We start from the raw sequence: 24,024 nt of genomic DNA on the forward strand, positions 1-24,024 counted from the left end.
GCCCGGCGTTTTTTTGTCTGTCGCTTACTCGCGCCACAGGATGTGGCAGAGTTTGTGATCTTTCTCGCGGCAAAGCAGGACGCGTGCGAACACATCAGTGATCGGCTCGCCGTCGGCTTCACCCAATCCAATCACCACTTCTGCGAAGAAGTCTGGGTTGAGATCGAAATCAACATGTTCCTGCCAGTCTTCCGCCGGATCGAACAGTTCCGCGCCACCGCGCTCTTCAAACTGCAGATTGAACAGAATAATGTCAGCGGGATCGAGATTGTCGCCAGCCAGCTCAAGAAAAATATCGTAAGCCTGCTCCAGCGTTTCATCTTCAGTAAGGCGATTATTTAAATCCATGGTCATTCCTGCTTGCCCTGAGGCGGTAATATTTTCGCTCGTTTTACAGTAAAGGACTAAAGAAGTAAAACAGTCGTTCAACGATGCGTTGCCACCAGGCACGTTTAGCCCAGCGAGCACCATCCAGTAAGCGTGAGCGGGCGATGTAATCATCCTGCACGGTAGCGAGATCGCTGCCAAAGCCGTCATCATCAACCACCAGAGTGATCTCAAAGTTGAGCCACAGGCTGCGCATATCCAGATTTACCGTGCCGACCAAACTCAGCTGCCCGTCAACCAGCACACTTTTGGTATGCAACAGGCCATCTTCAAACTGGTAAATCTTCACGCCGGCTTCCAGCAGTTCGGTGAAGAAGGCACGACTCGCCCAGCCTACCAGCAGCGAATCATTATGGCGCGGCACAATGATGCTCACTTCCACACCGCGTAACGCTGCGGTACAGATGGCGTGCAGCAGGTCATCGCTCGGCACAAAGTAGGGCGTGGTCATAATCAGCTGCTGACGCGCGGAGTAGACCGCTGTGAGTAACGCCTGATGGATCATATCTTCCGGAAAGCCGGGACCAGAAGCGATTACCTGAATGGTATGTCCGCTCTCCTGTTCGAAGGGCATCACGTTGCCATCCGGCGCGGGCGGCAGAATGCGTTTGCCGGTTTCAATCTCCCAGTCGCAGGCATACACAATGCCCATGGTGGTTGCCACCGGGCCTTCCATGCGCGCCATCAGGTCAATCCATTGTCCCACGCCGGCTTCCTGCTTAAAGAAGCGTGGATCGACCAGATTCATGCTGCCGGTATAAGCGATGTAGTTATCGATCAGCACCACTTTACGATGCTGTCGCAAGTCCATGCGGCGCAGGAACACGCGCAGCAGGCTTACCTGCAATGCTTCAACCACGTCGATGCCGGCATTGCGCATCATATTGACCCACGGACTGCGGAAGAAGGTGACGCTGCCCGCTGAATCCAGCATCAAACGGCAATGTACACCGCGACGCGATGCGGCCATCAGCGATTCCGCCACTTCATCGGCCAGCCCGCCGGGATGCCAGATATAGAACACCATCTCGATATTATGCCGTGCCAGCTGGATATCACGGATCAGTGCGTGCATCACGTCATCGGAGTTGGTCAGCAACTGCAGCTGATTACCTTTCACGCCGGCGATGCCCTGACGATGGCGGCACAAATCAAACAGGGACCGCGCCACGTCGCTGTGTTCAGTGGCGAAGATATGCCGGCACTGTTTGAGATCGTTGAGCCATTTGGCGGTGGAGGGCCACATGGTGCGCGCGCGCTCGGCCCGCCGTTTACCTAAATGCAGCTCCCCAAAGGAGAGATAGGCGATTATACCCACCAGCGGCAGAATGTAGATGATCAGCAGCCAGGCCATTGCTGAGGTGACTGCGCGGCGTTTCATCAGAATACGTAGCGTGACACCCGCAATCAGCAGCCAGTAACCAAACAGCAGCAACCAACTGATTAGGGTATAAAATGTGGTCATTAAGTGGACGTCCTGTTCGCGCTTTGTTGTGCAAAGTTTACGTGCTGATCACAGGTAGTGAAACCTTTAATCGTGAATGACGTTTCGATGAAGCTTTCGATTTGGCATTTCCCAACAGATCTTTATAATGCCTGCCGAGTTTAGCCTGTCTGAGAGGATGTGATGAGACGCAGCAAAAATGAAGTGGCGCGCTGGAGAATGTTACGTCAGGTACACCGTCGTCGTTCTCGCTGGCTGGAAGGGCAGTCGCGTCGTTATAAACGCATCCACACCATTCGTCATCAGGTGGCGCAGCAGCATCGCCGCTCCATCCTGTTTATCTCGCAAATGGTCTGATGGGCTTACGCGGCCACTATGCGCCGCGTAGCACCCGAATGACATTGACCATCTCGACTGCCGCTGCCAGCACAATTAACATCACGATGTGCTGTCGAGCGTTGCGCCAGCCTTGCTGACGCCATAGCCAAAGTGCTCTGCCGATGAGAGCGAATGCTATCACCAGCAGTAAAACTGACTGCCACATAGATTAGAAAACGCGTTTGAACGGTTTGACCGCGACTTTCTCATACACGCCTGCGGCAATGTAGGGATCATCCTTGGCCCATGATTCCGCGACTTCCAGTGAAGAGAATTCGGCGATGATCACGGAACCGCTGAAACCGGCCGGGCCTGGATCGTTGCTGTCAACCGCTGGCAGCGGACCCGCAGCAATCAGTCGACCTTCATCTTGCAACAGCTTCAAACGAGCAAGATGCGCGGGACGTACCGAGTTGCGTTTTTCCAGTGAATCAGCGGTATCTTCCGCATAAATGACGTAAAGCACGATGGGATACTCCCGTTAGACTTGCCGAAATTGCGTGACACGTTAAGTGATCGTTAATCAGAGTGCAAACGAAAGATAAATACGCTGTCATTCAGCGCAATCAGGGTTAAAAAAGGCCTTTCTGCGGGCGCTTGCACATCGCTTATTGAAACTGATTGCTATTTGCATTTAAAATCTGCGCTTCACTCAATGAACATGAATGATATGACCACGTTGACTACGCCTTTACCTTCACGTACCCCCATTGCTGTAATTTTATCCGTGGTACTTCACGGTTCGTTGATCGCTGGCATTCTCTATGCATCTTTTCATCAGGTGATTGAAGTTCCAAAAGCGTCCCAGCCTATCAGCGTTTCGCTGGTGGCTCCGGAAGTGCAACCCGAACCTGCGCCTGCTCAGGTCACGCCGCCGCCACCTGAACCTGAGCCGGAGCCTGAAGTGGCGCCAGAGCCGCCGAAGGTTGAGCCGGTACCGATTCCTAAACCGGAACCTAAGCCGAAGCCAAAACCTAAACCGAAGCCTAAGGTTGAAAAGAAGGTTGAGCCGAAACCGCGTCAGCAAGTGAAGCCGCAGGAAAATCCGTTTAAGCAGGAAGCGCCAACCACGCAGACGCGTCCAACAACCGCGCCGAAAGCCAATCCGACCGCAACGCCGAGCATTTCAGATGGTCCGAAAGCGATGAGCGTCAGCAAGCCTGCCTATCCGGCACGTGCGTTCGCGCTGCGTGTTGAGGGACGTGTGCGGGTGCAGTTTGACGTTGATAGCGACGGTCGTGTGGATAACGTCCAGATTTTGTCGGCAGAACCGCGCAACATGTTCGAGCGCGAAGTGAAGCAGGCGATGAAGAAGTGGCGTTATCAGCCGGGTCGTCCGGGCAAGAATTTGACCATGAACATCGTGTTCCGCATCAACGGCGGCGCCAATATCGAATAAGCTCAGGATTGAGAGGCAAAAAGAAAGCGGTCAGATGACCGCTTTTTTAGTGTTACAGATCGCTTAAATTACTTCTGCCGGGCGGCAGCGGGCGAGATTGCCCGGTATTGTCGACGGCGACGTAGACAAACACCGCTTCGGTTGCGCAGTAGGTCTGTCCAATCGGTTCGGACGATACTTTCTTGATCCACACTTCGACGTTAATGGTCATGGAACTGTTGCCGGTGCGGATGCAGCGTGCGTAGCAGCTCACCACATCGCCAACCGCCACCGGTTTAAGGAACGTCATTCCGTCCACGCGCACGGTGACGACACGTCCTTCGGCAATCTCTTTCGCCTTGATTGCGCCGCCCATGTCCATCTGCGACATCAACCAGCCACCAAAGATATCACCGTTAGCATTGGTATCCGCTGGCATTGCCAGGGTACGCAACACCATCTCGCCTTGCGGCGACTTATGTTTTTCGTCCATTGCTCAGTTCTTCTGCAGGTGAAGAGAAGCCCGACGCGGTCGGGCGGAGTGGCATTATTTTTGTTCTTGTTGCGGCATCTGTCGCCAGATATACACGCCGCTTAACAGGGTAAAGAGTAGGGTCAGGCCGGTCAGACCGAACACCTTAAAGTTAACCCAAAATTCCTGCGATAACCAAAACGCAACATAAATATTCGCTAAGCCGCAGGCGAGGAAGAAGATTGCCCAGGCAATGTTGAGATTGCGCCACACGCCTGACGGTAGTTGTAACTCTTTACCCAACATGGTTTGGATCAGCGGTTGCTTCATAAACCACTGGCTGTAGAGCAGCGCGACGGCAAACAGCGAATAGATCACCGTGACTTTCCATTTGATGAATTCATCGTTATGGAACACCAGCGTCAGCGTGCCGAATACCGCAACCAGCACAAAGGTAAAAATGGTCATCTTTTCCAGCTTGCGGTAGAGCACCCAACTGACGACCAGCGCCAGACCGGTGGCAACGATCAATGCGCCAGAGGCGACAAAGATGTCGTACAGCTTGTAGAAGATGAAGAAAACCACCAGGGGAAGAAAATCGAGTAACTGCTTCATAGCGTTTCCAATTAGGGCAGGAGCGTACAGTTATGGCGCCCGGGTGAGCGCCATAACGATTAACGTAACAGCATATACAGCCGGTAAAGATAGATAATCAGCACTGCGGAGACCAGATTACCCAGCGCGTTCAACACCACGGAGGCGATATTGGCGGGCAGCACGGTCAGCGATGAAAAGAAGAACATCAGCACAATTTTGGCCAGCAGCCACAGCACAATAGCCGGTGCGATAACCTTAATATTCTTCCAGGCGAGACGCATGCTGGCACGCATCGCGCCAATCACGCCGAGCTTCTCATTGGCGAGAATCACCGGTGCCAGTGAAAACAGGATCGCCAGAATCACGCCCGGTACCATCAGCACCATAAAGCCCAATTGAACCAGCAGGGTAATCAGGAAGGTCTGCAGCAGCAGCTTTGGCAGGATGGGCGCAGATGCACCAATAGCGCGCAGCGCGCTGACGCGTTGTCCGCCCGATACCATTGGGATTAGAAGCAGCATGCCACCCAGCAGCAGCGTGTTGCCAATCAACGCAGCGAACGTGCCTGCAGCGGAAGCGCGCAGCAAAATACGCTGCTGATCCGGAGACATATTTTGTACCAGCTCAAACAGCGACGATGCGCTGTCATCGGACTGGCTCAACAACGAGAGCTGGTCTTCACCTGGCGTTAACGCGTGGCCGACGATCACAGTAATGAACGAGGTCAGCAGCGCCAGCAGTAAAATAGTAACCAGCTGATGGCGCAAAAAATTTCCTGTGTCACGGTATAACGAGCTTGCCGTGATAGACATGTAAACTCCTTGAAAGAACCGGATTAATTAACCCGGCGATTGTACATGTTCTACTGGCGTGCTGGCACCCGCATTGGGATAACTTTCTGTCATAACAGGTAAAGAAGGGTGAAAAAGCGCAGGAAGACCGTAGCGAGCACGGGCGCGATCGCAAGCTTCGTTCTGTTCACCGTTCTCGCCGGACATCGAAAACTCCCGACAGGGCGAAGGGCGCTGCTGATAAATACCGCAGGAGACGCAGCCGCCGACGTCGCCCTGCAGCGCAATACAGCGCGGCTGGCGTTGGTTGGTGCCGCGCATATTGCGCATAAACGGGGTTAACGGTTCGGTTAATTCAACGGGAACAGCACCGGCGCCATCATCGGCTTCGGCCCAGTAAAATGAGACACGGAAGTGCGCGCAGCATGCGCCACAGGTCACGCAAGGATTTAGTGAATCGCTCATCTGATCGCCCGCCACCTTTAAGGTATCGAACCAAAATCACACAGGGGAAAGTTAAAATAGTCACGGCGAAAAATTTTCGCAAGCGGACTTTTATTACGCGCTGTAAAGCCAAAATTGATCTGAATCAATTCATTGTTTTTTAAGTGATTAATTTAGATTGATGCAGATGATCTTTTACCAAAAAAGGGGTAAATGTTGTGCCGTATTCAACATTGGGACCCATCTTTATTTGGCAAAGGAGTGATTATGAAACTGGCAAAATGCGCACTGCTGATGGCGCTGGCAATTCCGCAACTGGCTCTGGCTCATGAAGCCGGTGATTTCTTTATGCGTGCAGGTAGCGCCACCGTTCGTCCGACCGAAGGCTCTGACAATGTGCTGGGTATGGGCGGCTTTAACGTTAGCAACGATACGCAACTGGGCTTGACCTTCACCTATATGGCTACGGATAACATCGGCGTTGAGCTGCTGGCTGCAACCCCATTCCGTCATAAGGTTGGACTGGGCGCCACCGGTAATCTGGCCACCGTTCGTCAGCTGCCGCCAACCTTAATGGCGCAGTACTATTTCTTTGATAGTAAAAGTAAAGTCCGCCCGTACGTTGGCGTCGGTATCAACTACACCACCTTTTACGATGCCAAATTCAACCAAACGGGTGAGGATGCCGGATTAAGTGACCTGAGCGTAAAAGACTCGTGGGGCATGGCGGGCCAGGTTGGTCTGGATTATCAAATCAACCGCGACTGGATGCTGAACGCATCGCTGTGGTACATGGATATTGATACCGAAGTGAAATTTAAAGCTGGCGGTGAGCAGCAAAACATCAACACGCGTATCGATCCGTGGGTGTTCTTCTTTGGTGCGGGATATCGGTTCTGATCGGCAACCAGAAATGAAGCGGGCGACCAGAAGGTCGCCCGTTGTGTTATTTGATCTGCATATTGTTAACCACAGATTTCACGCCCGCCACGCTACGGGTTACGGCCACCGCGCGATTTGCCATCTGCGGTGAGCTGACAAAACCGCTCAGCTGAACTTTACCCTTGAAGGTTTCAACATTGATTTCGGTCGATTTCAGCGCCTCGTCATTCAACAGCTGAGCCTTAACTTTGGTGGTTACCACGGTATCGTCGATGTAACCGCCAGTGCCTTCTTTGGTTGCTGTGGGTGCACACGCGCTAAGCGCCAGCGCCATTACCGCAGCCATCATAAATCCTGCAACGACTTTGAAAAATTTCATTGGTTATCTCCCTGTCTTAGATGATGTTTCGCCGCAATGGGGCGGCGCAGTTAATTGTGGTCTGGAGATGCGAAATCAGCAAATCGGCGCGCGTGAAAAAGTCAGAAATAGGGCGTTTTTACCACTTAATGATCCAATCGCAGTTTTCGCTGGGCGAGAAAATCTGAGAGTAGACGGGAATTTGAGTTTGGGGATATTTGTGGCAATAAAAAGGCCTTATCCGCACCAGCGAATAAGGCCCTGAAGATTTTAGCGGGTGGCTGCTTTCAGACTACTCACAAAGGCTTTCAGCTCGCTGAGCAGCGTTGCCGGATCGTTCTGGTTACGCTCAATAATTTTCACAATTGCCGACCCGGAAATGGCACCCGCCGCACCGGCGGCGATGGCTTCTTTCACCTGGCCGGGTTCAGAGATACCAAAGCCCTGCAGCGGCGGCGCAGCGTTAAACTCACGCAGCTTTTCGATCAGGTGATGCAGCGGCAGGCTGGCACGATTTTCCGAACCGGTGACGCCTGCGCGTGACAGCAAATAGGTATAACCGCGACCGTGCGCAGCGATCTCACGCAGCAGTTCATCGTCAGCATTTGGTGGACAGATAAAGATCGGCGCCACATTGTGGCGCAGCGCAGCCTGACGGAAGGGCGCAGACTCTTCCAGCGGCACATCCGCAACCAGCACGGAATCGACGCCCACCGCTTCACACTGTGCATAAAAGTTATCGATACCTTTGCTGAACACCAGATTGGCGTACATCAGCAAGCCAATCGGCAGCTCGGGATATTTCTGGCGCACGGTCGCCAGAATTTCAAAGCACTGCGCCACGGTGGTGCCGGAAGCAAAGGCACGCAGCGTCGCGCCCTGAATGGTTGGGCCGTCGGCCAGCGGATCCGAGAACGGAATACCGAGTTCTAACGCGTCCGCACCGCCTTCCACCAAAGTATCGATAATTTTCAGCGACAGTTCAGGTGACGGATCGCCGAGAGTAACGAAGGGAACAAACGCGCCTTCTTGCTGCGCCGACAGACGTTGAAACAGCTGATTATAACGTTCCATCAAATCTCTCCCTTGGCTTTCAAAATATCGTGAACGGTGAAGATGTCTTTATCGCCGCGACCAGAAAGGTTAACCACCAGCAGCTGCTCTTTTTCCGGATTTTCGCGGATCATTTTCAGTGCATGTGCCAGCGCGTGTGAGGATTCGAGCGCAGGAATAATACCTTCCGCACGGCACAGCTCTTTAAAGGCGCTGAGCGCTTCGTCATCGGTGATCGAAACATATTCCGCGCGGCCGATACTGTTCAGATGCGCATGCTGAGGACCCACTGACGGGAAGTCCAGACCCGCAGAGATTGAGTAAGATTCTTCAATCTGACCCTCTTCGGTCTGCATCATCGGCGCTTTCATACCGAAGTAGATCCCTACGCGACCGTGCTTGAGCGGCGCACCGTGTTCTCCGGTTTCGATCCCGTGACCGGCCGGCTCTACGCCGATCAGACCAACACTTTCTTCTTCGATAAAATCAGCGAACATGCCGATAGCGTTCGAACCACCGCCCACGCAGGCTAACACCGCATCCGGCAGGCGACCTTCGCGCTCCAGAATCTGCGCTTTGGTCTCTTCACCAATCATGCGCTGGAATTCACGCACGATAGTCGGGAACGGATGCGGGCCAGCGGCGGTGCCGAGCATGTAGTGCGCGGTTTCATAGCTGCCAGACCAGTCGCGCAGCGCCTCGTTACAGGCATCTTTCAGCGTGGCTGAGCCGCTATGCACCGGAATCACTTCCGCGCCCATCAGACGCATACGGAATACGTTTGGCGACTGACGCTCAACATCCTTGGCACCCATATAAATGCGGCACTTCATACCCAGCAGGGCACAGGCTAACGCTGACGCGACACCGTGCTGACCGGCGCCGGTTTCCGCGATGATCTCGTTTTTGCCCATGCGCTTAGCCAACAGCGCCTGACCCAGCACCTGGTTGGTTTTATGCGCACCACCGTGCAGCAAATCTTCACGCTTAAGATAAAGGCGGGTTTTGCTGCCTTTAGTCAGGTTGCTGCACAGCGTCAAAGCCGTTGGGCGTCCAGCGTAGTTTTTCAGCAGGTCAGTAAACTCGGCCTGAAACTCGGGATCGCGCTGCGCTTCAACAAACGCATTTTCCAACTGGCGCAAGGCTGGCATCAGGATTTGTGGTACGTACTGGCCGCCAAACTCGCCAAAATAGGGATTCAATAACGTGGTCATTTTTTCATCTTCCTTATTCGGCCCGCGCCATGGCGGGCAAGCGAAATTAATAGGCGCGCAGCGTGCGGAATACCGCCGCGACTTTGCTGGCATCTTTAATGCCTGGCGCAGATTCTACGCCGGAGTTGAAATCAAGGCCGGCACAGCCCAGCTGCGCGGCCTCTACGCAGTTGTCAGCGCTTAGGCCACCGGCCAGCAGCACATTGCTGAGATCCTGGCCTTGCAACAGTGACCAATCGAAACGCTGGCCGGTGCCGCCCTGGCCGTTATCAAACACGTAGCGATCGACGTGCGGCCAGTCGCGCGCAGGTAACTGCTCCTTAATGCTCAGCGCTTTCCAGATTTTGGTGCTTGCTGGCAGCGCCTGACGCAATTGTGCGACAAACGCCTGATCTTCATCGCCGTGCAGTTGCACTGCTGACAGATTTAACGTTTCTGCTAACGTGACAATGTCACTCAACGTGTTATTACGGAACACGCCAACATACTTCAGCGGGGCAGCCGCCTGAACAACCTGCGCCTGCTCACTGCTGATTTTACGTGGCGAGCCTTCGGCGAAGATCAAGCCACCGTAAATGGCACCGGCTTCCTGCGCTGCGCGTGCATCTTCGGCGCGGGTCAGGCCGCAGACTTTGTTATCACCGAGCAATACGCGACGCACGCCAGCGGTGAGATCGGCTTCTTCCATCAGCGCGGAGCCAATCAGGAAGCCGTTAGCGAAGTGGCTCAGCTCACGAACCTGCGCATAATTGTGAATGCCAGATTCGCTGATGACGGTGACGCCATGTCCGAGGCGCGGCGCTAACTGACGCGTGCGATTCAGGTCGATGGACAGGTCGCGCAGGTCGCGGTTATTAATGCCGACGACTTTGGCTTCCAGCGCAATCGCGCGTTCCATCTCTTCTTCATTACTGACTTCGGTCAGCACGCCCATTTTCAGGCTGTGCGCCACGGCGGCGAGCTGACGATATTGCTCATCATCGAGCACCGACAACATCAGCAAAATGGCGTCGGCCTGATAATGTCGTGCCAGATAGATCTGATACGGATCGATGATGAAGTCTTTGCACAACACCGGTTGCGTGATGGCGGCGCTAACAATCGGCAGGAACGCAAAATCGCCCTGGAAGTATTTCTCATCGGTTAACACCGACACCGCAGAAGCGTAATGACGATATACGCCAGCGATGGTGGCGGGATCGAAATCCTCGCGAATCAGCCCTTTGGAGGGCGATGCTTTTTTGCATTCCAGGATGAATACGGTGCGTGAGCCACGCAGTGCATCGTAAAAATGACGTTCCGCAGGCTGCAAATCGTTCTGGAAGGTGGCCAGCGGCTGCTGTGCTTTGCGCGCTTCAACCCAGACGGCTTTATCTTGTACGATTTTCTCTAAAACAGTGCCCTTAATACTCATCTCATCCTCTCGCTGCCAGAGCGACAACGCGCTCGTAGGCCTGTCCGCTGCGAATGGCAGCGATGGCGCGCTGTGCGTTGTCGCGCAAATCTTCATTTCCGAACACTTTCAGTAACATTGCGACGTTGACCGCCACCGCCTGCTCATGGGCGGGCTGGCCTTTACCCTGGAGTAAACGGGTCAGAATGTCACGGTTTTCTTCCGGCGTGCCGCCTGCCAACGCGTCTTTATCATGGAAGCCAAAACCGAAGTCTTCTGGCGTCAGCTGATAGCCAGTGATTTCGCCATCACGCAGCTCGGCGACCTGCGTTGGGCTGTGCAGCGCTACTTCATCCATGCCACCGCCGTGAACCACAGCCGCACGTTGATAGCCGAGCACTTTTAGCGTTTGGGCGATCGGCAACACCAGCTCCGGGCTATACACGCCGATCACCGCCAGCGGTGGACGCGCAGGGTTAATCAGCGGACCCAGCACGTTAAAGATGGTACGGGTTTTCAACTGCTGACGTACCGGCATCGCGTGACGAAAACCGCTGTGATACTGCGGAGCAAACAGGAAGCAGACGTTGAGATCGTCCAGCGCCTCACGTGCTTGTTCCGCAGGCATATCCAGATTGATGCCAAATGCCGCCAGCAGATCGGAAGAACCCGATTTGCTGGAGACGCTGCGATTACCGTGCTTTGCCACTTTCAGGCCGCAGGTTGCCGCAACAAAGGCGCTGGCGGTCGAGATATTGATGCTGTTGCTGCCGTCACCGCCGGTACCGACGATATCGGCAAAGGTGTAATCCGGGCGCGGGAACGGTTTTGCATCGGCCAGCAGCGCGGAAGCGGCACCGGCGATCTCTTCCGGACGCTCGCCACGGACTTTCATGGCAATCAGCGCGGCGGCTAACTGCGTCGGCTCCAGCTGACCGGTAATAATAGCGCTAAATAGCTGGTGGCTTTCGCCCTGGCTCAGCGTCTCAGACTGATAAAGTTTTTCCAGAATAGTTTGCATCATAATCTCCCTATTACTTCGCCAGCGCCCAGGCCAACGTCTGTTCTAATAAGCGCGCGCCCTGAGTGGTGAGAATGGATTCGGGGTGGAACTGGAAGCCACACACACGGTCGGCATCGTGGCGCACGGCCATCACCATGCCGTTGTAGCTGGCGTTAACGGTCAATTCGGCTGGCGTATTGCTACCGACCAGCGAGTGATAGCGCGCCACCGGCAGCGGATTGCTCAGGCCAGCGAACATGCCTTCGCCATCGTGGGTAATAGAAGAGGCTTTGCCGTGCAGGATCTCGCCGGCCTGGCCGACATGGCCGCCGTAAGCTTCAACAATCGCCTGATGACCGAGACAGATGCCGATAATCGGCAGACGACCGCGCAGCGCTTGCAGCAAATCTGGCATGCATCCGGCATCTTTCGGCGCGCCCGGACCCGGCGACAGCATCAGAATTGGGTTTTCCATCTGCTGCAGGCGTTCAATCAGCACCTCAGCGGGCACGTTGTTGCGGTAAATCACCACGTTATGGCCAAAGGTACGCAGCTGATCAACGAGGTTGTAAGTAAAAGAGTCGATGTTATCGAGCAGCAGGATATCGGCCATCAGAAAATCTCCTTGCAGTGATGGGCTGTTGCGATGGCACGCAATACCGCGCGCGCTTTGTTGCGGCTCTCGTCCGCTTCTGCCTGAGGCTGGGAATCCAGCACCACACCGGCGCCGGCTTGTACGGTGGCTACGCCGTCTTCAACCCACGCGGAACGGATAACGATGCAGGTATCAAGGTCGCCGTTAGCGGTGAAATAGCCGACTGCGCCGCCGTAGCTGCCGCGACGTGTGCCTTCTTTCCCGGCAATCAGTTGCATCGCACGCACTTTCGGTGCGCCGCTCAGCGTGCCCATGTTCATGCAGGCGCGGTAGGCGTGCAGCACGTCGAGATCTGCGCGTAGCGTGCCGACCACGCGTGACACCAGATGCATGACAAACGAGTAGCGGTCAACTTTAGTCAGGTCTGCCACGTAACGGCTGCCCGGCACGCAGATACGCGCCAAATCGTTACGTGCTAAATCCACCAGCATCAGGTGCTCAGCCATCTCTTTATGGTCGGTGCGCATTTCCAGTTCGATGCGGCTGTCGAGATCGCGATCCAGCGAGCCATCGGCATGGCGGCCGCGTGGACGCGTACCGGCAATCGGGTAGATCTCAATCTGACGCGACGTCGCGTCATATTTCAGTGAGCTTTCTGGCGAGGCACCAAACAGCGCGAAATCCTGATCCTGCATAAAGAACATGTAAGGACTTGGATTGCTGTTTTTCAACGTGTCGTAAGCGGCCAGTGGAGAAGGGCACGGCAGCGAGAAGCGACGTGAAGGGACAACCTGGAAGATTTCGCCAATGCGAATCGCTTCCTGCATCTCACGCACCACGTTGCAGTACTCTTCATCGCTCTGACTGGTGCTCAGCGTCATGTGCTCGACGCGCTGGACCGGCAATGCGGGCGCTGCTTGCGTCATCTGGCCGCGCAATTGTTCAATGCGGCCTTGCAAACGCTGGAACTCGCTGGTCAATGGGCTGAACAAGCTGGCCTGCAGGCGAGCAGTGCGCTGCTGGTGGTCGATCACCAGTAAGGTTTCGGCCAGATAGAAGCAGTAATCCGGGCAACGCTGTTCGTTGCGCAGTTGCGGCAGATCTTCGAAACCGGCCACTAAGTCATAAGCGAACAAGCCGCCAAGTAGCATCGCTTCACGCTCCTCTTCCGGGCTGTTCACCAGCTGCGGGATCAGGCGCAGCGCATCAAATACGGAAAGGGCCTTCAGGCGGGAATCTTCGTCCTGCATGCCTTGCGGCTGGGTGAAATGCAGCTCGCGGCCATCAGGGCGCACCTCGATACGCACTTCAGAGGGCAGCGCCTCGTCCAGCAGCGGCAAGATAGCGCGACCATTTTCCGACAGCGCTTTGATGGTGACGATGTTGCCCAATGCGCTGACGCGCAGCGCGCTATCCACGATTAACAGGCTTTTCAGGTTTTGTTTGCTGTCGATATCTGCGGATTCAAGCAGCAGAGTTGCTGGACGTGCGCCGCATAACTGATGAAACACTGCGGCCGGATCTTCGCGGTAGGGCGCGGTACCGGTTATCAACTTCAATGTAGGTTTCGCAATAGCCATAATGGATTCTCTGAATTTCGCTCAAAAAAAAGCCCGCTCGGCGGCGGGCTTAGGTATCAATCTGCACTGCGGTTACGCAAATTGTGCACGACGACGTCGCCCGATAAAGGGATCTTCGCGCCACCAACCATTTAGATGCGTACCAAAAATAGTCATGATTAAATACCCGTTACGTGTGAACTTGTGTACTAGTTAACTGGTTCGGGCGAAAAATGTCAATACCCTTTTTCAGCCAGGGGCAAAATCGTTATCATGCCTGCCGGTTTATGCAGTTGCTGGAGTTATCTTGTCGGACATCGCTCGTTTTCCCCTTTACGATTTACACAGCCATACGCTGGCTTCTGACGGCTTATTGACGCCGACCGCGCTGGTGCAGCGCGCGGTTGAGATGAAAGTCGGTGTGCTGGCGATTACCGATCACGACACGGTGGCGGGCGTGGCAGAAGCGCAGGCGGCAGTGATGCAACAGGATCTACCGATCCGCGTGCTAGCCGGTTTAGAAGCATCAACCTTATGGGAAAATCACGAAATCCACATTGTGGGGCTGAACGTCGATTGCCAGCATCCCGCGCTGACTGAATTCCTTGCGCAGCAGTATCAGACACGCCTTGATCGTGCGCAGCAGATTGCCGAACGCCTCGAGCGCGCTCGCATTCCTGATGCGCTAGCCGGTGCGCAGCGACTGGCGCAGGGCGGCTTGATCACGCGTGGCCACTTTGCGCGTTATCTGGTGGAGATTGGCAAAGCCGACAATATGGCGCAGGTATTCAAGAATTATCTGGCGCGCGGTAAAACCGGCTACGTGCCTCCGCAATGGTGTACAATTAAACAAGCCATTGATGCTATTCATCATTCTGGCGGCTATACCGTTTTGGCGCATCCCGGTCGTTATGGTTTGTCGGCTAAATGGTTAAAACGGCTGATTGCGCATTTTGCCGACGTGGGCGGCGATGCCATGGAAGTCGCGCAGTGCCAGCAAGCGCCCAACGAGCGCACGCAGCTGGCAACCTATGCGCGTGACCATCAGTTAGCCGGGTCGCAGGGATCAGATTTCCACCAACCTTGTCCGTGGATAGAACTGGGACGCAAGTTATGGCTACCGGGCGGCGTGGAGCCGGTTTGGGAACGCTTCCCCGAGTTGGCGCCCAGCATTGCTGTTGCAGACAGGTGATATGAGGTTTTTATGAGTCAATATTTTCACATTCATCCCGACAATCCGCAGCCGCGCCTGGTAAATCAGGCCGTTGATTATCTGAATAAAGGCAGCGTGATTGTTTATCCAACCGACTCTGGCTATGCGCTGGGTTGTCGTCTGGAAGAGAAAAATGCCATGGAACGCATTTGTCGCATTCGCCAGTTGGATGGCAATCACAACTTTACGCTGATGTGCCGCGATCTGTCGGAGCTGTCGACTTACGCGCAGGTGGATAACTCCGCGTTTCGCCTCCTGAAAAACAACACGCCGGGCAACTACACCTTCATTTTGAAGGCGACGAAAGAAGTGCCGCGTCGTCTGATGAATGACAAACGTAAAACCATCGGGCTACGCGTGCCGTCCAACCCGGTGGCGCTGGCGCTATTGGAGCGCCTCAACGAGCCGATGATGTCGACTTCGCTGATGCTGCCCGGCAATGATTTCACCGAGTCCGATCCGGAAGAGATTCAGTACAGCATTGGCAAGCTGGTGGATCTGATCATTGATGGCGGCACGCTGGGACAGCAGCCGACCACGGTGATCGATCTCACCAGCGATGCGCCGGTGGTGGTGCGCGAAGGTGTCGGTGACACGCGCCCGTTCCAGTAATCATGCATGGTCAGGCGTGGCTTCCTGCGTCTGACCAATATTGGATTCCAGCCAGGTTTTGAAATCCCCGTACGGAATATACAGCGAGACATCTTTTAAGATGACTTTCTTGCTGCGAACGTTAGATATTTCATGGCTGTAACCGACAATCACCCCGCCAATAGTTTGGTCCGCATTATATACCGCGCCACCCGACATCCCTTGCACCACGCCAGCATTTGATGCCATTGCCATGCAGGGCTTTTTATTCCATTTATTGGTAATGGCGGTACGCGCTAAATTAACGCCGCTCGATTCCACCGGCATAGCGGAAATAAAGCTGTAACCGTACATTTTAATCGGTTCACCAATAGCACCGTTGCGGAATTTCGCCAGCGTTTCTGGACTGTTTTTATGATAAATAATCGCGACGTCGCAATAAGGATGATAGGCCTTGACACGCTGCACGGCCGTTTTTGCCACGTGCGCCGCCGTCAGGCTGTATTCTGGCGTCAAAGGAATGGTTGTACCGAGAATGCCCAAACCCAGCACGGTCGGGATGCCTGTCACGCTCATATCAACGTGTTGCATCGCAGTACGACTGTACTCAGTGTGGCCCACGGAACAACCGCTCAGTGCCAGCGCAGCGAGCGCAGGCCAAAGCAGAGAGGTTTTCATGGCTGTGATCTTCTTTAAAGCATGTCCGTAAAATCCCTGGTGAAGACTTTCGACATGCAAATTAAATTCATTCCGTAAATGAATAAACGCGTCTAATCCCGCGCGCGCCGGTTTGTAATATCAGTGAAATTACACAGTGGTTCGTTAATGATTTGTAAGTTGAACGAATATAAATAGTAAATGAAAGCTATGTTATTATGACGACGCACTGGATTTCAGGCTTAAATTTTACACAGTTTTTTCTGCAGAACAATTCATCAAATTTAATATTAATCAAATAATACAAAAATACAGACTTAATCCAACCTGTAGTGCCAATAAACTATCAGTTTGCATTTATTACTGTAATGGACCTTATTTAATGCTATTAAATAGTTTTTTATGCTGTTTTATTGTTTTTACTTAGATTTAAAGTTTGTGATTATCCTTAAGCGTGGCGAGCAATAGCGGTTAAGCAGTCTTGCAAAGTGCTAATGTATCAGCTGGCTTAAGTCGGTAACAGATTCAATCGGGAAAGGTGAGCGTCAAGTGATAATAATTCAGTCACTTGGCGTGGATGCTGCGGATGCAAATAAGATCGATCTATCAGCGAGCTGAATGTTTATCGTCATGGTCTTAATGGCCATGTTTTTACCAGACCCTCTGTTATCGGCAGCAAAGGAAAAGGTGTTAACGAAACTTGCGTTAGTGTAAAATCGCGGGCCGTCTGAGATTGCAGCAGCGATGCAGAGCGGTAACAGATTCTGATATGGGAATTGGTAATCCCTGTATCGCACCTCTTCTTACCACGACGCCTGGGAAGGCGACAACGAGGCTCCATGAGCGAAAAATTACAGAAAGTATTAGCGCGCGCCGGTCACGGTTCGCGTCGCGAAATCGAAACCATGATTTCAGCCGGACGCGTCAGCGTTGACGGCAAACTGGCGACGCTTGGCGATCGCATCGAAAGTGATAAATCCCTGAAAATTCGTATCGATGGCCATCTGGTTTCCATCGCTGAGTCGGCGACCGAAGTTTGCCGCGTACTCGCGTACTACAAACCGGAAGGTGAACTCTGCACGCGTAACGATCCGGAAGGGCGTCCAACCGTATTTGATCGTCTGCCGCGTCTGCGTGGTTCACGCTGGATTGCCGTCGGTCGTCTGGATGTAAATACCTGCGGTTTGATGCTGTTCACCACCGATGGTGAACTGGCTAACCGTTTGATGCACCCAAGCCGTGAAGTGGAGCGTGAATATGCGGTTCGCGTGTTTGGCGAAGTGGATGACGATAAAATCCGTCAGCTGAGCAAAGGCGTGCAGCTGGAAGATGGCCCGGCATCGTTCAAAACCATTAAGTTTGCCGGCGGCGAAGGCATTAACCAATGGTACAACGTGACGCTGACCGAAGGACGTAACCGCGAAGTGCGCCGTCTGTGGGAAGCGGTTGGCGTGCAGGTTAGCCGACTGATGCGTGTGCGTTACGGTGATATCCAGTTGCCAAAAGGCTTGCCACGCGGCGGCTGGATCGAGATGGAATTACCGGCAGTCAACTATCTGCGTACGTTAGTCAGTATGCCGGAAGAGACGGTAACGAAAGTGGCCGTTGAAAAGGATCGTCGTCGCACCAAAGCTAACCAAATTCGTCGTGCGGTAAAACGTCACGGTGTGGTGAGCAACAATCCGCGTCGGAATAACACCAAACGCGGTTCCTGATCCTAAGCCTGACGCCGCGCTCTGCGGCGTCAGCGTGTTACCAATCTATTCCTTGCTGTGCCTGAATTCCCGCATCAAACGCATGTTTCACCGGACGCATTTCCGTTACGGTATCAGCCAAATCCAGCAACGTGCGATGACAGCCTCGACCGGTAATGATTACGCTTTGCTGAGCAGGGCGCTGTTGCAGCGCATCGACCAGCTCCGCTAAATCCAGATAATCCATGCTCACCATGTACGTGATTTCATCCAGGATCACCAGATCGACGCGGCTATCGGCCAACATACGACGCGCCTGCTGCCACACCAACTGACAGGCGGCAGTGTCGGTCTCGCGGTTCTGCGTATCCCAGGTAAAACCGGTGGACATCACCTGAAATTCGACGCCGTGCTGTTCCAGCAAGTTGCGTTCACCGTTGGGCCATTCGCCTTTAATGAACTGTACCGCCGCCACTTTTTTACCGTGTCCGCAGGCGCGCAACGCGGTGCCAAAAGCAGCGGTGGTTTTCCCTTTGCCGTTACCCGTGAACACCATCAAAATGCCGCGCGTCTCGGTGGCGGCGGCGATACGGGCATCAACCTGCTCTTTTAGTCGCTGCTGGCGTTGCTGATGGCGATCATTCATGCGGTTGCCGGCCCCGCTTTGCGTCCCGGCTGCGCATCAAAGCTGGTGCCGGTTTTACGTCGGCTGTCATCACCCATCAAATAGAGGTAGAGCGGCATTAAATCCGCGGGGGTTTTGAGTAAATTGGCATCCTCATCCGGGAAAGCGCTGGCGCGCATTTTGGTGCGCGTACCGCCAGGATTGATGCAGTTGACCCGCAAGTGACGGTTTTTATACTCGTCGGCCAGCACCTGCATCATACCTTCAGTGGCAAACTTTGAAACCGCATACGCGCCCCAGCCTGCACGGCCGGTGCGGCCCACGCTGGACGTGGTGAACACCAGCGAACCGGCATCTGATTTCAGCAGCAGCGGCAGTAATGCCTGGGTTAAATAGAAGGTGGCATCAAGGTTAATCTGCATCACGTCACGCCAGATCTGTGGATCGAGCTCCTCCAACGGTACGATTTCGCCCAGAATGCCAGCGTTGTGCAGCACGCCATCCAGTCGCGGCACCAGCGCAGTAACCTGGTCGGCTAACTGCTGGCAGCTTTCTGGCGTAGCTTTGGCCAGATCCAGTAATAAAGAAGCGGCTGGCTGCTTATTTAACTGGTTAATGGCCTGCTCCGTTTTCTGTAGGGTGTCGGCGTTGCGGCCCAACAGGATGACGCGCGCGCCGTAGCGCGCATAGGTCAGCGCCGCTTCACGGCCGATGCCATCGGAAGCGCCGGTGACGAGGATGATGCGATTTTCCAGCAGATCGCTTTTCGGTTGATAATGCACAGCGATGTCCTTTGCTCGGGTGAGAAGGTTTTTGGCTTTATGCCTGAATTTGCCGCGCGGTGCAACGCTTGAGCCTCGCATTCTGTGCCGCCTGCGGGCATTTCAGGCGACGACAGCGCGTAAAGCGGGTAAACTTATAGCTGTTGTAATTTACTGTTTAATAAGGCGGCAGAATGGATTTTTTCTCCAGTTATGGATTATTTCTGGCTAAGGCCGTTACCGTGGTGGTGGCGATCGCAGCTATTGTTCTGATTGTGCTAAATGCCGCGCTGCGTAAACGTCACAGCAGCGGTCAGCTGCGTTTGACGCATCTTGATGATGATTATCGTGAGATGAAGGAAGATCTGCAGCTCGCCAAAATGAAGCCACAGGCGCAAAAAGTGTGGCTCAAGCAGCATAAGAAAGAAGAGAAGCAAAAGGCGAAAGCCGATAAACGCAATGCTAAAGCGGGCGTGAGCGAGACGCTGAAGCCCACGCTGTATGTGCTGGAGTTCAAAGGCAGCATGGACGCGAGTGAGGTCACCTCATTGCGTGAAGAGATCTCCGCGGTGCTGGCAGTTGCGGTGCCGGGCGATGAAGTGCTACTTCGCCTGGAAAGCCCCGGCGGCGTAGTACACGGCTACGGTTTGGCGGCTTCGCAGCTGCAACGCCTGCGCGATGCCGGTCTGCAATTGACGGCGGTGGTGGATAAAGTCGCTGCCAGCGGCGGTTACATGATGGCTTGCGTGGCGGATCGTATTGTGGCCGCACCGTTTTCTATTATTGGTTCAATTGGCGTGGTCGCGCAGATTCCCAACTTTAACCGCCTGTTAAAGCGTAACGATATTGACGTTGAGCTGCATACCGCCGGTCAGTACAAACGGACTTTGACGCTGTTTGGTGAAAACACCGAAGAAGGGCGCGAGAAATTCCAGGAAGATCTCAACGAAACGCATCAGCTGTTTAAAGATTTCGTGCAGCAGATGCGTCCGTCGCTTGATCTGAACAAAGTGGCGACCGGCGAGCATTGGTATGGTCGTCAGGCGCTAGATTTGGGTTTGATTGATGAAATCGGCACCAGCGATGCGTTGATTATCAAGCATATGGATCGCTTCACCGTGCTGGGCGTCCATTACGCACGTAAGCGTAAAATGATGGATCGCTTCACCAACAGCGCCAGTCTGGCGGCAGAGCGGTTGATTCTGAAAATATGGCAGCGCGGTGAGAAGCCGCTGTTGTAACCGAGCCCGGCAACTGCCGGGCTTTTTTATGCCAGATGATATTGAGAGGAGAGTTCGACCGCGAGGTGTTTAAACACGTTAAATACCGTGGTGGTTTTGGCGGTGGGCAAGCCTTCATCATTAAGAAAATAGGGACCGCGAAATACCAAAACATCACCTTGCTGAATCACATCATTGGCTTCTAATCCGACAAAATAATCGTCGTGCTGCGTGATTATCTGATTGGCTATTTCCAGTAACGCGTGGCGTGAAATAGCTTCCGTTGGCACTGACATTTTTCACCTCTTTTTTGACAGCCATTTTTCCCCTTCTATATTACTTGCGAGCCATCGCGTTCAGCAAATCAGCATTGCGTCATAAAACTGGCGCAAAATTAGGCAGAATGCTAATTAAGTTGCGTAACGGATTTTATCAGGTAGAGTGTGGGCGATTCAGCTTTCAGGGAGATCACACCCGGATGTGTGGTTCTGTCAGATGGAAAACTCGCTCCTAATCATAAAGTTGCAGAAGTCGACGCAATCTGACCTGAGATTATCCCTGCTGCCTTGAAATGCGAAATCCTGGCAGCAATATTGAACCCATTGGGTTTTGGGACCTCCAATTCTCTCCCGTTTATCAGGACGTTTCATTTAGGTAAAGGTACATATGGGTAAATCACTCGTAATCGTTGAGTCCCCGGCAAAGGCCAAAACAATCAATAAATACCTCGGTAATGACTACGTGGTGAAATCCAGTGTCGGTCATATCCGTGATTTGCCGACCAGCGGTTCAACTGCCCGTAAAAGTGCCGACGGGGAAAAAGCGAAACCTGAAAAAAAGGTTAAAAAGGATGAGAAAGCCGCACTCGTAAACCGCATGGGTGTGGATCCCTGGCATGGTTGGGAAGCGGATTATCAAATTCTGCCAGGCAAAGAAAAAGTTGTCGCTGAGCTGAAAAATCTGGCTGCCGATGCAGACCATATCTATCTTGCAACCGACCTTGACCGCGAAGGGGAAGCCATTGCCTGGCACCTGCGGGAAGTGATCGGTGGGGACGATAAGCGTTTTAGCCGCGTGGTGTTTAACGAAATCACCAAGAATGCGATTCGTCAGGCGTTTGACAAGCCGGGCGAGCTTAATATCGAACGTGTCAACGCACAGCAAGCGCGCCGCTTTATGGATCGCGTGGTGGGTTACATGGTATCGCCACTGCTGTGGAAGAAAATCGCTCGTGGCCTGTCAGCCGGTCGCGTTCAGTCGGTTGCGGTGCGCTTGGTGGTTGAGCGCGAGCACGAAATCAAAGCCTTTGTGCCAGAAGAGTATTGGGAAATCGATGCTGATTTCGCCACGCCGAAAGGCGCCGATCTGGCCATGCAGGTGACGCATCAGAATGACAAAGCGTTCCGTCCGGTTAATCGTGAGCAAACTCACGCGGCGGTGGCGATTTTGCAGAAAGCGCGTTACCAGGTGCTGGATCGCGAAGATAAACCGACCAGCAGCAAGCCTTCTGCACCCTTTATTACCTCAACGCTGCAACAGGCGGCGAGTACGCGTCTGGGCTTCGGCGTGAAGAAGACCATGATGATGGCGCAGCGCTTATATGAAGCGGGTCACATCACCTATATGCGTACCGACTCCACCAACCTGAGCCAGGATGCCGTGGCGATGGCGCGGGGTTATGTTGAGAGCAGCTTCGGTAAAAAGTATCTGCCAGAAGCGCCGAATACCTATGCCAGCAAAGAGAATTCACAGGAAGCGCACGAAGCGATTCGTCCTTCTGATGTGAATATCGTGGCTGAGCAGCTGAAAGATATGGAAGCTGACGCGCAGAAACTGTATCAGCTGATCTGGCGCCAGTTCGTTGCCTGCCAGATGGTACCGGCTCAGTACGACTCCACCACGCTGACCGTGGGCGCGGCTGAATTCAAATTGAAAGCCAAAGGCCGCACGCTGCGTTTTGATGGCTGGACGCGCGTGATGCCTGCGCTGCGTAAAAATGATGAAGATCTGACGCTGCCACCGGTAGATGTTGGCGACATGCTGGATCTTAAAGAGTTGATGCCAAGCCAGCACTTCACCAAACCGCCGGCGCGCTTCAGTGAAGCGTCACTGGTGCGTGAGCTGGAAAAACGCGGCATTGGTCGTCCATCAACCTACGCCTCGATTATCTCCACCATTCAGGATCGTGGTTACGTGCGTGTTGAGAACCGCCGTTTCTACGCCGAAAAAATGGGTGAAATTGTTACCGACCGTCTGGAGTCTAATTTCCGCGAGCTGATGAACTATGACTTCACCGCGCGCATGGAAAATAGCCTCGACCAGGTGGCGAATAATGAAGCCGAATGGAAAGCGGTACTCGACTCCTTCTTCAGTGATTTCAGTCAGCAGCTAGATGATGCTGAGAAAGATCCGGAAGAGGGCGGCATGCAGCCGAACCAGATGGTGTTGACGTCAATTGATTGTCCAACCTGTAGCCGCCCGATGGGGATTCGTACCGCCAGTACCGGCGTGTTCCTGGGGTGCTCGGGTTATGCTTTGCCGCCGAAAGAGCGCTGCAAGCAGACCATCAACCTGATCCCGGAAAATGAAGTGCTCAACGTGCTGGAAGGCGATGATGCTGAAACCAACGCGTTGCGCGCCCGTCGTCGTTGCCAGAAGTGTGGCACCGCGATGGACAGTTATCTGATCGATAACCAGCGCAAGCTGCACGTCTGTGGTAATAACCCAGAGTGCGACGGCTACGAGATTGAGCAGGGCGAATTCCGCATCAAGGGCTACGACGGTCCGATTGTTGAGTGCGAGAAGTGTGGTTCTGAAATGCATCTGAAAATGGGTCGTTTCGGTAAGTACATGGCGTGTACCAACGACGAGTGCAAAAACACCCGTAAGATTCTGCGTAACGGTGACGTCGCGCCGCCAAAAGAAGATCCGGTGCAGCTGCCAGAATTGCAGTGTGAAAAGTCGGATGCTTACTTTGTGTTGCGTGATGGTGCAGCGGGCGTGTTCCTTGCTGCGAATACCTTCCCGAAATCACGTGAAACGCGCGCGCCGCTGGTGGAAGAGCTGCAACGCTTTGCCGACCGCCTGCCAGAAAAGCTGAAATATCTGTCAGAAGCGCCAGCCGCCGATCCGGAAGGGAATAAGACGATGGTGCGTTTCAGTCGCAAGACCAAGCAGCAATACGTCTCTTCCGAAAAGGATGGCAAAGCCACTGGCTGGTCAATGTTCTATATTGACGGCAAATGGCAGGAAGCGAAAAAGTAATTCCCCGCAAGGCCAGTATTCGCTGGCCTTTCTCTTATCCTTATAGCTAAT

The 24,024-nt window shown here is 53.8% G+C and carries 24 protein-coding genes, 1 pseudogene and 1 other annotated feature; of the genes and pseudogenes, 8 read left to right on the forward strand and 17 right to left on the reverse strand.

The features are described from left to right. Window positions 1–24 precede the first annotated feature (24 nt). A complete protein-coding gene (locus K5Y30_RS01655; RefSeq protein WP_196761379.1) occupies window positions 25–354 on the reverse strand; it encodes an HI1450 family dsDNA-mimic protein in 330 nt (109 codons plus the stop codon). 37 nt (window positions 355–391) lie between these two features. Beyond that, window positions 392–1,852 carry a cardiolipin synthase gene (cls, locus tag K5Y30_RS01660; protein ID WP_101764252.1) on the reverse strand — a complete coding sequence of 487 codons (1,461 nt, stop codon included), beginning with the start codon at window positions 1,850–1,852 and terminating at the stop codon, window positions 392–394. A gap of 162 nt (window positions 1,853–2,014) precedes the next feature. On the opposite strand from cls, the gene K5Y30_RS01665 reads away from it, so the two are divergent. Next, window positions 2,015–2,188, forward strand: a complete 174-nt coding sequence (locus K5Y30_RS01665) for a YciY family protein (protein WP_007892390.1) — start codon at window positions 2,015–2,017, stop codon at window positions 2,186–2,188. Between the two features lie 190 nt (window positions 2,189–2,378). Here K5Y30_RS01665 and K5Y30_RS01670 read toward each other — a convergent pair whose 3' ends face one another. Then, window positions 2,379–2,675 (reverse strand): YciI family protein, encoded by a 297-nt coding sequence (locus tag K5Y30_RS01670; protein ID WP_101764253.1) that lies wholly within the window; start codon window positions 2,673–2,675, stop codon window positions 2,379–2,381. A gap of 204 nt (window positions 2,676–2,879) precedes the next feature. Here K5Y30_RS01670 and tonB point away from each other — a divergent pair, with 204 nt between their 5' ends. Further along, window positions 2,880–3,608 carry a TonB system transport protein TonB gene (gene tonB, locus K5Y30_RS01675; RefSeq protein ID WP_206098231.1) on the forward strand — a complete coding sequence of 243 codons (729 nt, stop codon included), beginning with the start codon at window positions 2,880–2,882 and terminating at the stop codon, window positions 3,606–3,608. A gap of 52 nt (window positions 3,609–3,660) precedes the next feature. Here tonB and yciA read toward each other — a convergent pair whose 3' ends face one another. From yciA to K5Y30_RS01695, 4 genes are read right to left on the reverse strand one after another with little or no spacing between them, the layout of a single operon-like run. Then, window positions 3,661–4,080, reverse strand: a complete 420-nt coding sequence (yciA, locus tag K5Y30_RS01680) for an acyl-CoA thioester hydrolase YciA (protein WP_007892397.1) — start codon at window positions 4,078–4,080, stop codon at window positions 3,661–3,663. Window positions 4,081–4,134: 54 nt separating this feature from the next. Then, window positions 4,135–4,674 (reverse strand): septation protein A, encoded by a 540-nt coding sequence (locus tag K5Y30_RS01685; protein ID WP_008106564.1) that lies wholly within the window; start codon window positions 4,672–4,674, stop codon window positions 4,135–4,137. Window positions 4,675–4,733: 59 nt separating this feature from the next. Continuing rightward, window positions 4,734–5,468, reverse strand: a complete 735-nt coding sequence (locus K5Y30_RS01690; protein WP_101764255.1) for a YciC family protein — start codon at window positions 5,466–5,468, stop codon at window positions 4,734–4,736. A 27-nt stretch (window positions 5,469–5,495) separates the two neighbouring features. Further along, entirely contained in the window at window positions 5,496–5,912 is a 417-nt protein-coding gene (locus tag K5Y30_RS01695) for a YkgJ family cysteine cluster protein (RefSeq protein ID WP_101764256.1), read from the reverse strand. Window positions 5,913–6,158: 246 nt separating this feature from the next. Between K5Y30_RS01695 and ompW the strand changes: the two genes are divergently transcribed. Then, window positions 6,159–6,791 (forward strand): outer membrane protein OmpW, encoded by a 633-nt coding sequence (gene ompW, locus K5Y30_RS01700; protein ID WP_064738828.1) that lies wholly within the window; start codon window positions 6,159–6,161, stop codon window positions 6,789–6,791. A gap of 46 nt (window positions 6,792–6,837) precedes the next feature. Here the strand turns inward: ompW and K5Y30_RS01705 are convergent, their stop codons facing one another. From K5Y30_RS01705 to K5Y30_RS01735, 6 genes and pseudogenes are all read right to left on the reverse strand, one after another. Continuing rightward, complete coding sequence (locus K5Y30_RS01705; RefSeq protein WP_222210342.1) at window positions 6,838–7,152, reverse strand: BON domain-containing protein; 315 nt, start codon at window positions 7,150–7,152, stop codon at window positions 6,838–6,840. A 249-nt stretch (window positions 7,153–7,401) separates the two neighbouring features. Further along, a complete protein-coding gene (gene trpA / locus K5Y30_RS01710) occupies window positions 7,402–8,205 on the reverse strand; it encodes a tryptophan synthase subunit alpha (protein ID WP_101764258.1) in 804 nt (267 codons plus the stop codon). Next, the gene (gene trpB / locus K5Y30_RS01715; protein WP_101764259.1) at window positions 8,205–9,398 is read right to left on the reverse strand and encodes a tryptophan synthase subunit beta; all 1,194 of its coding nucleotides are present in this window, start codon (window positions 9,396–9,398) and stop codon (window positions 8,205–8,207) included. Before trpB ends, trpA begins: the two co-directional genes overlap by 1 nt. 46 nt (window positions 9,399–9,444) lie before the next feature. Then, window positions 9,445–10,812 carry a bifunctional indole-3-glycerol-phosphate synthase TrpC/phosphoribosylanthranilate isomerase TrpF gene (gene trpCF, locus K5Y30_RS01720; protein ID WP_222210343.1) on the reverse strand — a complete coding sequence of 456 codons (1,368 nt, stop codon included), beginning with the start codon at window positions 10,810–10,812 and terminating at the stop codon, window positions 9,445–9,447. Between the two features lies 1 nt (window position 10,813). Next, window positions 10,814–12,407 (reverse strand): annotated as a pseudogene (trpD, locus tag K5Y30_RS24810) (bifunctional anthranilate synthase glutamate amidotransferase component TrpG/anthranilate phosphoribosyltransferase TrpD). Next, window positions 12,407–13,969: an anthranilate synthase component 1 gene (locus tag K5Y30_RS01735; RefSeq protein ID WP_222210344.1), complete on the reverse strand. Its 1,563-nt coding sequence runs from the start codon at window positions 13,967–13,969 to the stop codon at window positions 12,407–12,409. Before K5Y30_RS01735 ends, trpD begins: the two are co-directional and overlap by 1 nt. Window positions 13,970–13,992: 23 nt before the next feature. Then, window positions 13,993–14,101: a sequence feature (Trp leader region), on the reverse strand. Between the two features lie 154 nt (window positions 14,102–14,255). Between K5Y30_RS01735 and K5Y30_RS01740 the strand changes: the two genes are divergently transcribed. Together K5Y30_RS01740 and K5Y30_RS01745 are read left to right on the forward strand one after the other, a co-directional pair. Further along, window positions 14,256–15,140: a PHP domain-containing protein gene (locus tag K5Y30_RS01740; protein ID WP_222210345.1), complete on the forward strand. Its 885-nt coding sequence runs from the start codon at window positions 14,256–14,258 to the stop codon at window positions 15,138–15,140. Between the two features lie 12 nt (window positions 15,141–15,152). Further along, window positions 15,153–15,773: an L-threonylcarbamoyladenylate synthase gene (locus K5Y30_RS01745; RefSeq protein WP_110866253.1), complete on the forward strand. Its 621-nt coding sequence runs from the start codon at window positions 15,153–15,155 to the stop codon at window positions 15,771–15,773. Here the strand turns inward: K5Y30_RS01745 and K5Y30_RS01750 are convergent, their stop codons facing one another. Continuing rightward, a complete protein-coding gene (locus K5Y30_RS01750; protein WP_110866252.1) occupies window positions 15,774–16,430 on the reverse strand; it encodes a serine protease in 657 nt (218 codons plus the stop codon). 818 nt (window positions 16,431–17,248) lie between these two features. Between K5Y30_RS01750 and rluB the strand changes: the two genes are divergently transcribed. After that, window positions 17,249–18,124 carry a 23S rRNA pseudouridine(2605) synthase RluB gene (gene rluB / locus K5Y30_RS01755; protein WP_101764266.1) on the forward strand — a complete coding sequence of 292 codons (876 nt, stop codon included), beginning with the start codon at window positions 17,249–17,251 and terminating at the stop codon, window positions 18,122–18,124. A 37-nt stretch (window positions 18,125–18,161) separates the two neighbouring features. Here the strand turns inward: rluB and cobO are convergent, their stop codons facing one another. After that, window positions 18,162–18,749: a cob(I)yrinic acid a,c-diamide adenosyltransferase gene (gene cobO / locus K5Y30_RS01760; protein ID WP_110866250.1), complete on the reverse strand. Its 588-nt coding sequence runs from the start codon at window positions 18,747–18,749 to the stop codon at window positions 18,162–18,164. After that, the gene (locus tag K5Y30_RS01765) at window positions 18,746–19,510 is read right to left on the reverse strand and encodes a YciK family oxidoreductase (protein WP_101764612.1); all 765 of its coding nucleotides are present in this window, start codon (window positions 19,508–19,510) and stop codon (window positions 18,746–18,748) included. The genes cobO and K5Y30_RS01765 overlap by 4 nt, the downstream gene beginning before the upstream one ends. A 173-nt stretch (window positions 19,511–19,683) precedes the next feature. On the opposite strand from K5Y30_RS01765, the gene sohB reads away from it, so the two are divergent. After that, window positions 19,684–20,730 carry a protease SohB gene (sohB, locus tag K5Y30_RS01770; protein ID WP_110866249.1) on the forward strand — a complete coding sequence of 349 codons (1,047 nt, stop codon included), beginning with the start codon at window positions 19,684–19,686 and terminating at the stop codon, window positions 20,728–20,730. Window positions 20,731–20,756: 26 nt separating this feature from the next. Here sohB and K5Y30_RS01775 read toward each other — a convergent pair whose 3' ends face one another. Then, entirely contained in the window at window positions 20,757–21,005 is a 249-nt protein-coding gene (locus K5Y30_RS01775) for a DUF2498 family protein (protein WP_222210346.1), read from the reverse strand. Between the two features lie 370 nt (window positions 21,006–21,375). Between K5Y30_RS01775 and topA the strand changes: the two genes are divergently transcribed. Further along, window positions 21,376–23,973: a type I DNA topoisomerase gene (gene topA / locus K5Y30_RS01780; protein WP_222210347.1), complete on the forward strand. Its 2,598-nt coding sequence runs from the start codon at window positions 21,376–21,378 to the stop codon at window positions 23,971–23,973. Window positions 23,974–24,024 lie beyond the last annotated feature (51 nt).

Origin of the sequence: Pantoea sp. DY-5, from assembly GCF_019795955.1 — a bacterium.
Lineage (GTDB): Bacteria > Pseudomonadota > Gammaproteobacteria > Enterobacterales > Enterobacteriaceae > Pantoea > Pantoea leporis.

What these genes read in the sequence shown, in the direction of transcription:
- K5Y30_RS01655 (WP_196761379.1), bottom strand. Translation starts at nt 354, where the DNA reads ATGACCATGGATTTAAATAATCGCCTTACTGAAGATGAAACGCTGGAG.
- cls (WP_101764252.1), bottom strand. Translation starts at nt 1,852, where the DNA reads ATGACCACATTTTATACCCTAATCAGTTGGTTGCTGCTGTTTGGTTAC.
- K5Y30_RS01665 (WP_007892390.1), top strand. Translation starts at nt 2,015, where the DNA reads ATGAGACGCAGCAAAAATGAAGTGGCGCGCTGGAGAATGTTACGTCAG.
- tonB (WP_206098231.1), top strand. Translation starts at nt 2,880, where the DNA reads ATGACCACGTTGACTACGCCTTTACCTTCACGTACCCCCATTGCTGTA.
- yciA (WP_007892397.1), bottom strand. Translation starts at nt 4,080, where the DNA reads ATGGACGAAAAACATAAGTCGCCGCAAGGCGAGATGGTGTTGCGTACC.
- K5Y30_RS01685 (WP_008106564.1), bottom strand. Translation starts at nt 4,674, where the DNA reads ATGAAGCAGTTACTCGATTTTCTTCCCCTGGTGGTTTTCTTCATCTTC.
- K5Y30_RS01690 (WP_101764255.1), bottom strand. Translation starts at nt 5,468, where the DNA reads ATGTCTATCACGGCAAGCTCGTTATACCGTGACACAGGAAATTTTTTG.
- K5Y30_RS01695 (WP_101764256.1), bottom strand. Translation starts at nt 5,912, where the DNA reads ATGAGCGATTCACTAAATCCTTGCGTGACCTGTGGCGCATGCTGCGCG.
- ompW (WP_064738828.1), top strand. Translation starts at nt 6,159, where the DNA reads ATGAAACTGGCAAAATGCGCACTGCTGATGGCGCTGGCAATTCCGCAA.
- K5Y30_RS01705 (WP_222210342.1), bottom strand. Translation starts at nt 7,152, where the DNA reads ATGAAATTTTTCAAAGTCGTTGCAGGATTTATGATGGCTGCGGTAATG.
- trpA (WP_101764258.1), bottom strand. Translation starts at nt 8,205, where the DNA reads ATGGAACGTTATAATCAGCTGTTTCAACGTCTGTCGGCGCAGCAAGAA.
- trpB (WP_101764259.1), bottom strand. Translation starts at nt 9,398, where the DNA reads ATGACCACGTTATTGAATCCCTATTTTGGCGAGTTTGGCGGCCAGTAC.
- trpCF (WP_222210343.1), bottom strand. Translation starts at nt 10,812, where the DNA reads ATGAGTATTAAGGGCACTGTTTTAGAGAAAATCGTACAAGATAAAGCC.
- K5Y30_RS01735 (WP_222210344.1), bottom strand. Translation starts at nt 13,969, where the DNA reads ATGGCTATTGCGAAACCTACATTGAAGTTGATAACCGGTACCGCGCCC.
- K5Y30_RS01745 (WP_110866253.1), top strand. Translation starts at nt 15,153, where the DNA reads ATGAGTCAATATTTTCACATTCATCCCGACAATCCGCAGCCGCGCCTG.
- K5Y30_RS01750 (WP_110866252.1), bottom strand. Translation starts at nt 16,430, where the DNA reads ATGAAAACCTCTCTGCTTTGGCCTGCGCTCGCTGCGCTGGCACTGAGC.
- rluB (WP_101764266.1), top strand. Translation starts at nt 17,249, where the DNA reads ATGAGCGAAAAATTACAGAAAGTATTAGCGCGCGCCGGTCACGGTTCG.
- cobO (WP_110866250.1), bottom strand. Translation starts at nt 18,749, where the DNA reads ATGAATGATCGCCATCAGCAACGCCAGCAGCGACTAAAAGAGCAGGTT.
- sohB (WP_110866249.1), top strand. Translation starts at nt 19,684, where the DNA reads ATGGATTTTTTCTCCAGTTATGGATTATTTCTGGCTAAGGCCGTTACC.
- K5Y30_RS01775 (WP_222210346.1), bottom strand. Translation starts at nt 21,005, where the DNA reads ATGTCAGTGCCAACGGAAGCTATTTCACGCCACGCGTTACTGGAAATA.
- topA (WP_222210347.1), top strand. Translation starts at nt 21,376, where the DNA reads ATGGGTAAATCACTCGTAATCGTTGAGTCCCCGGCAAAGGCCAAAACA.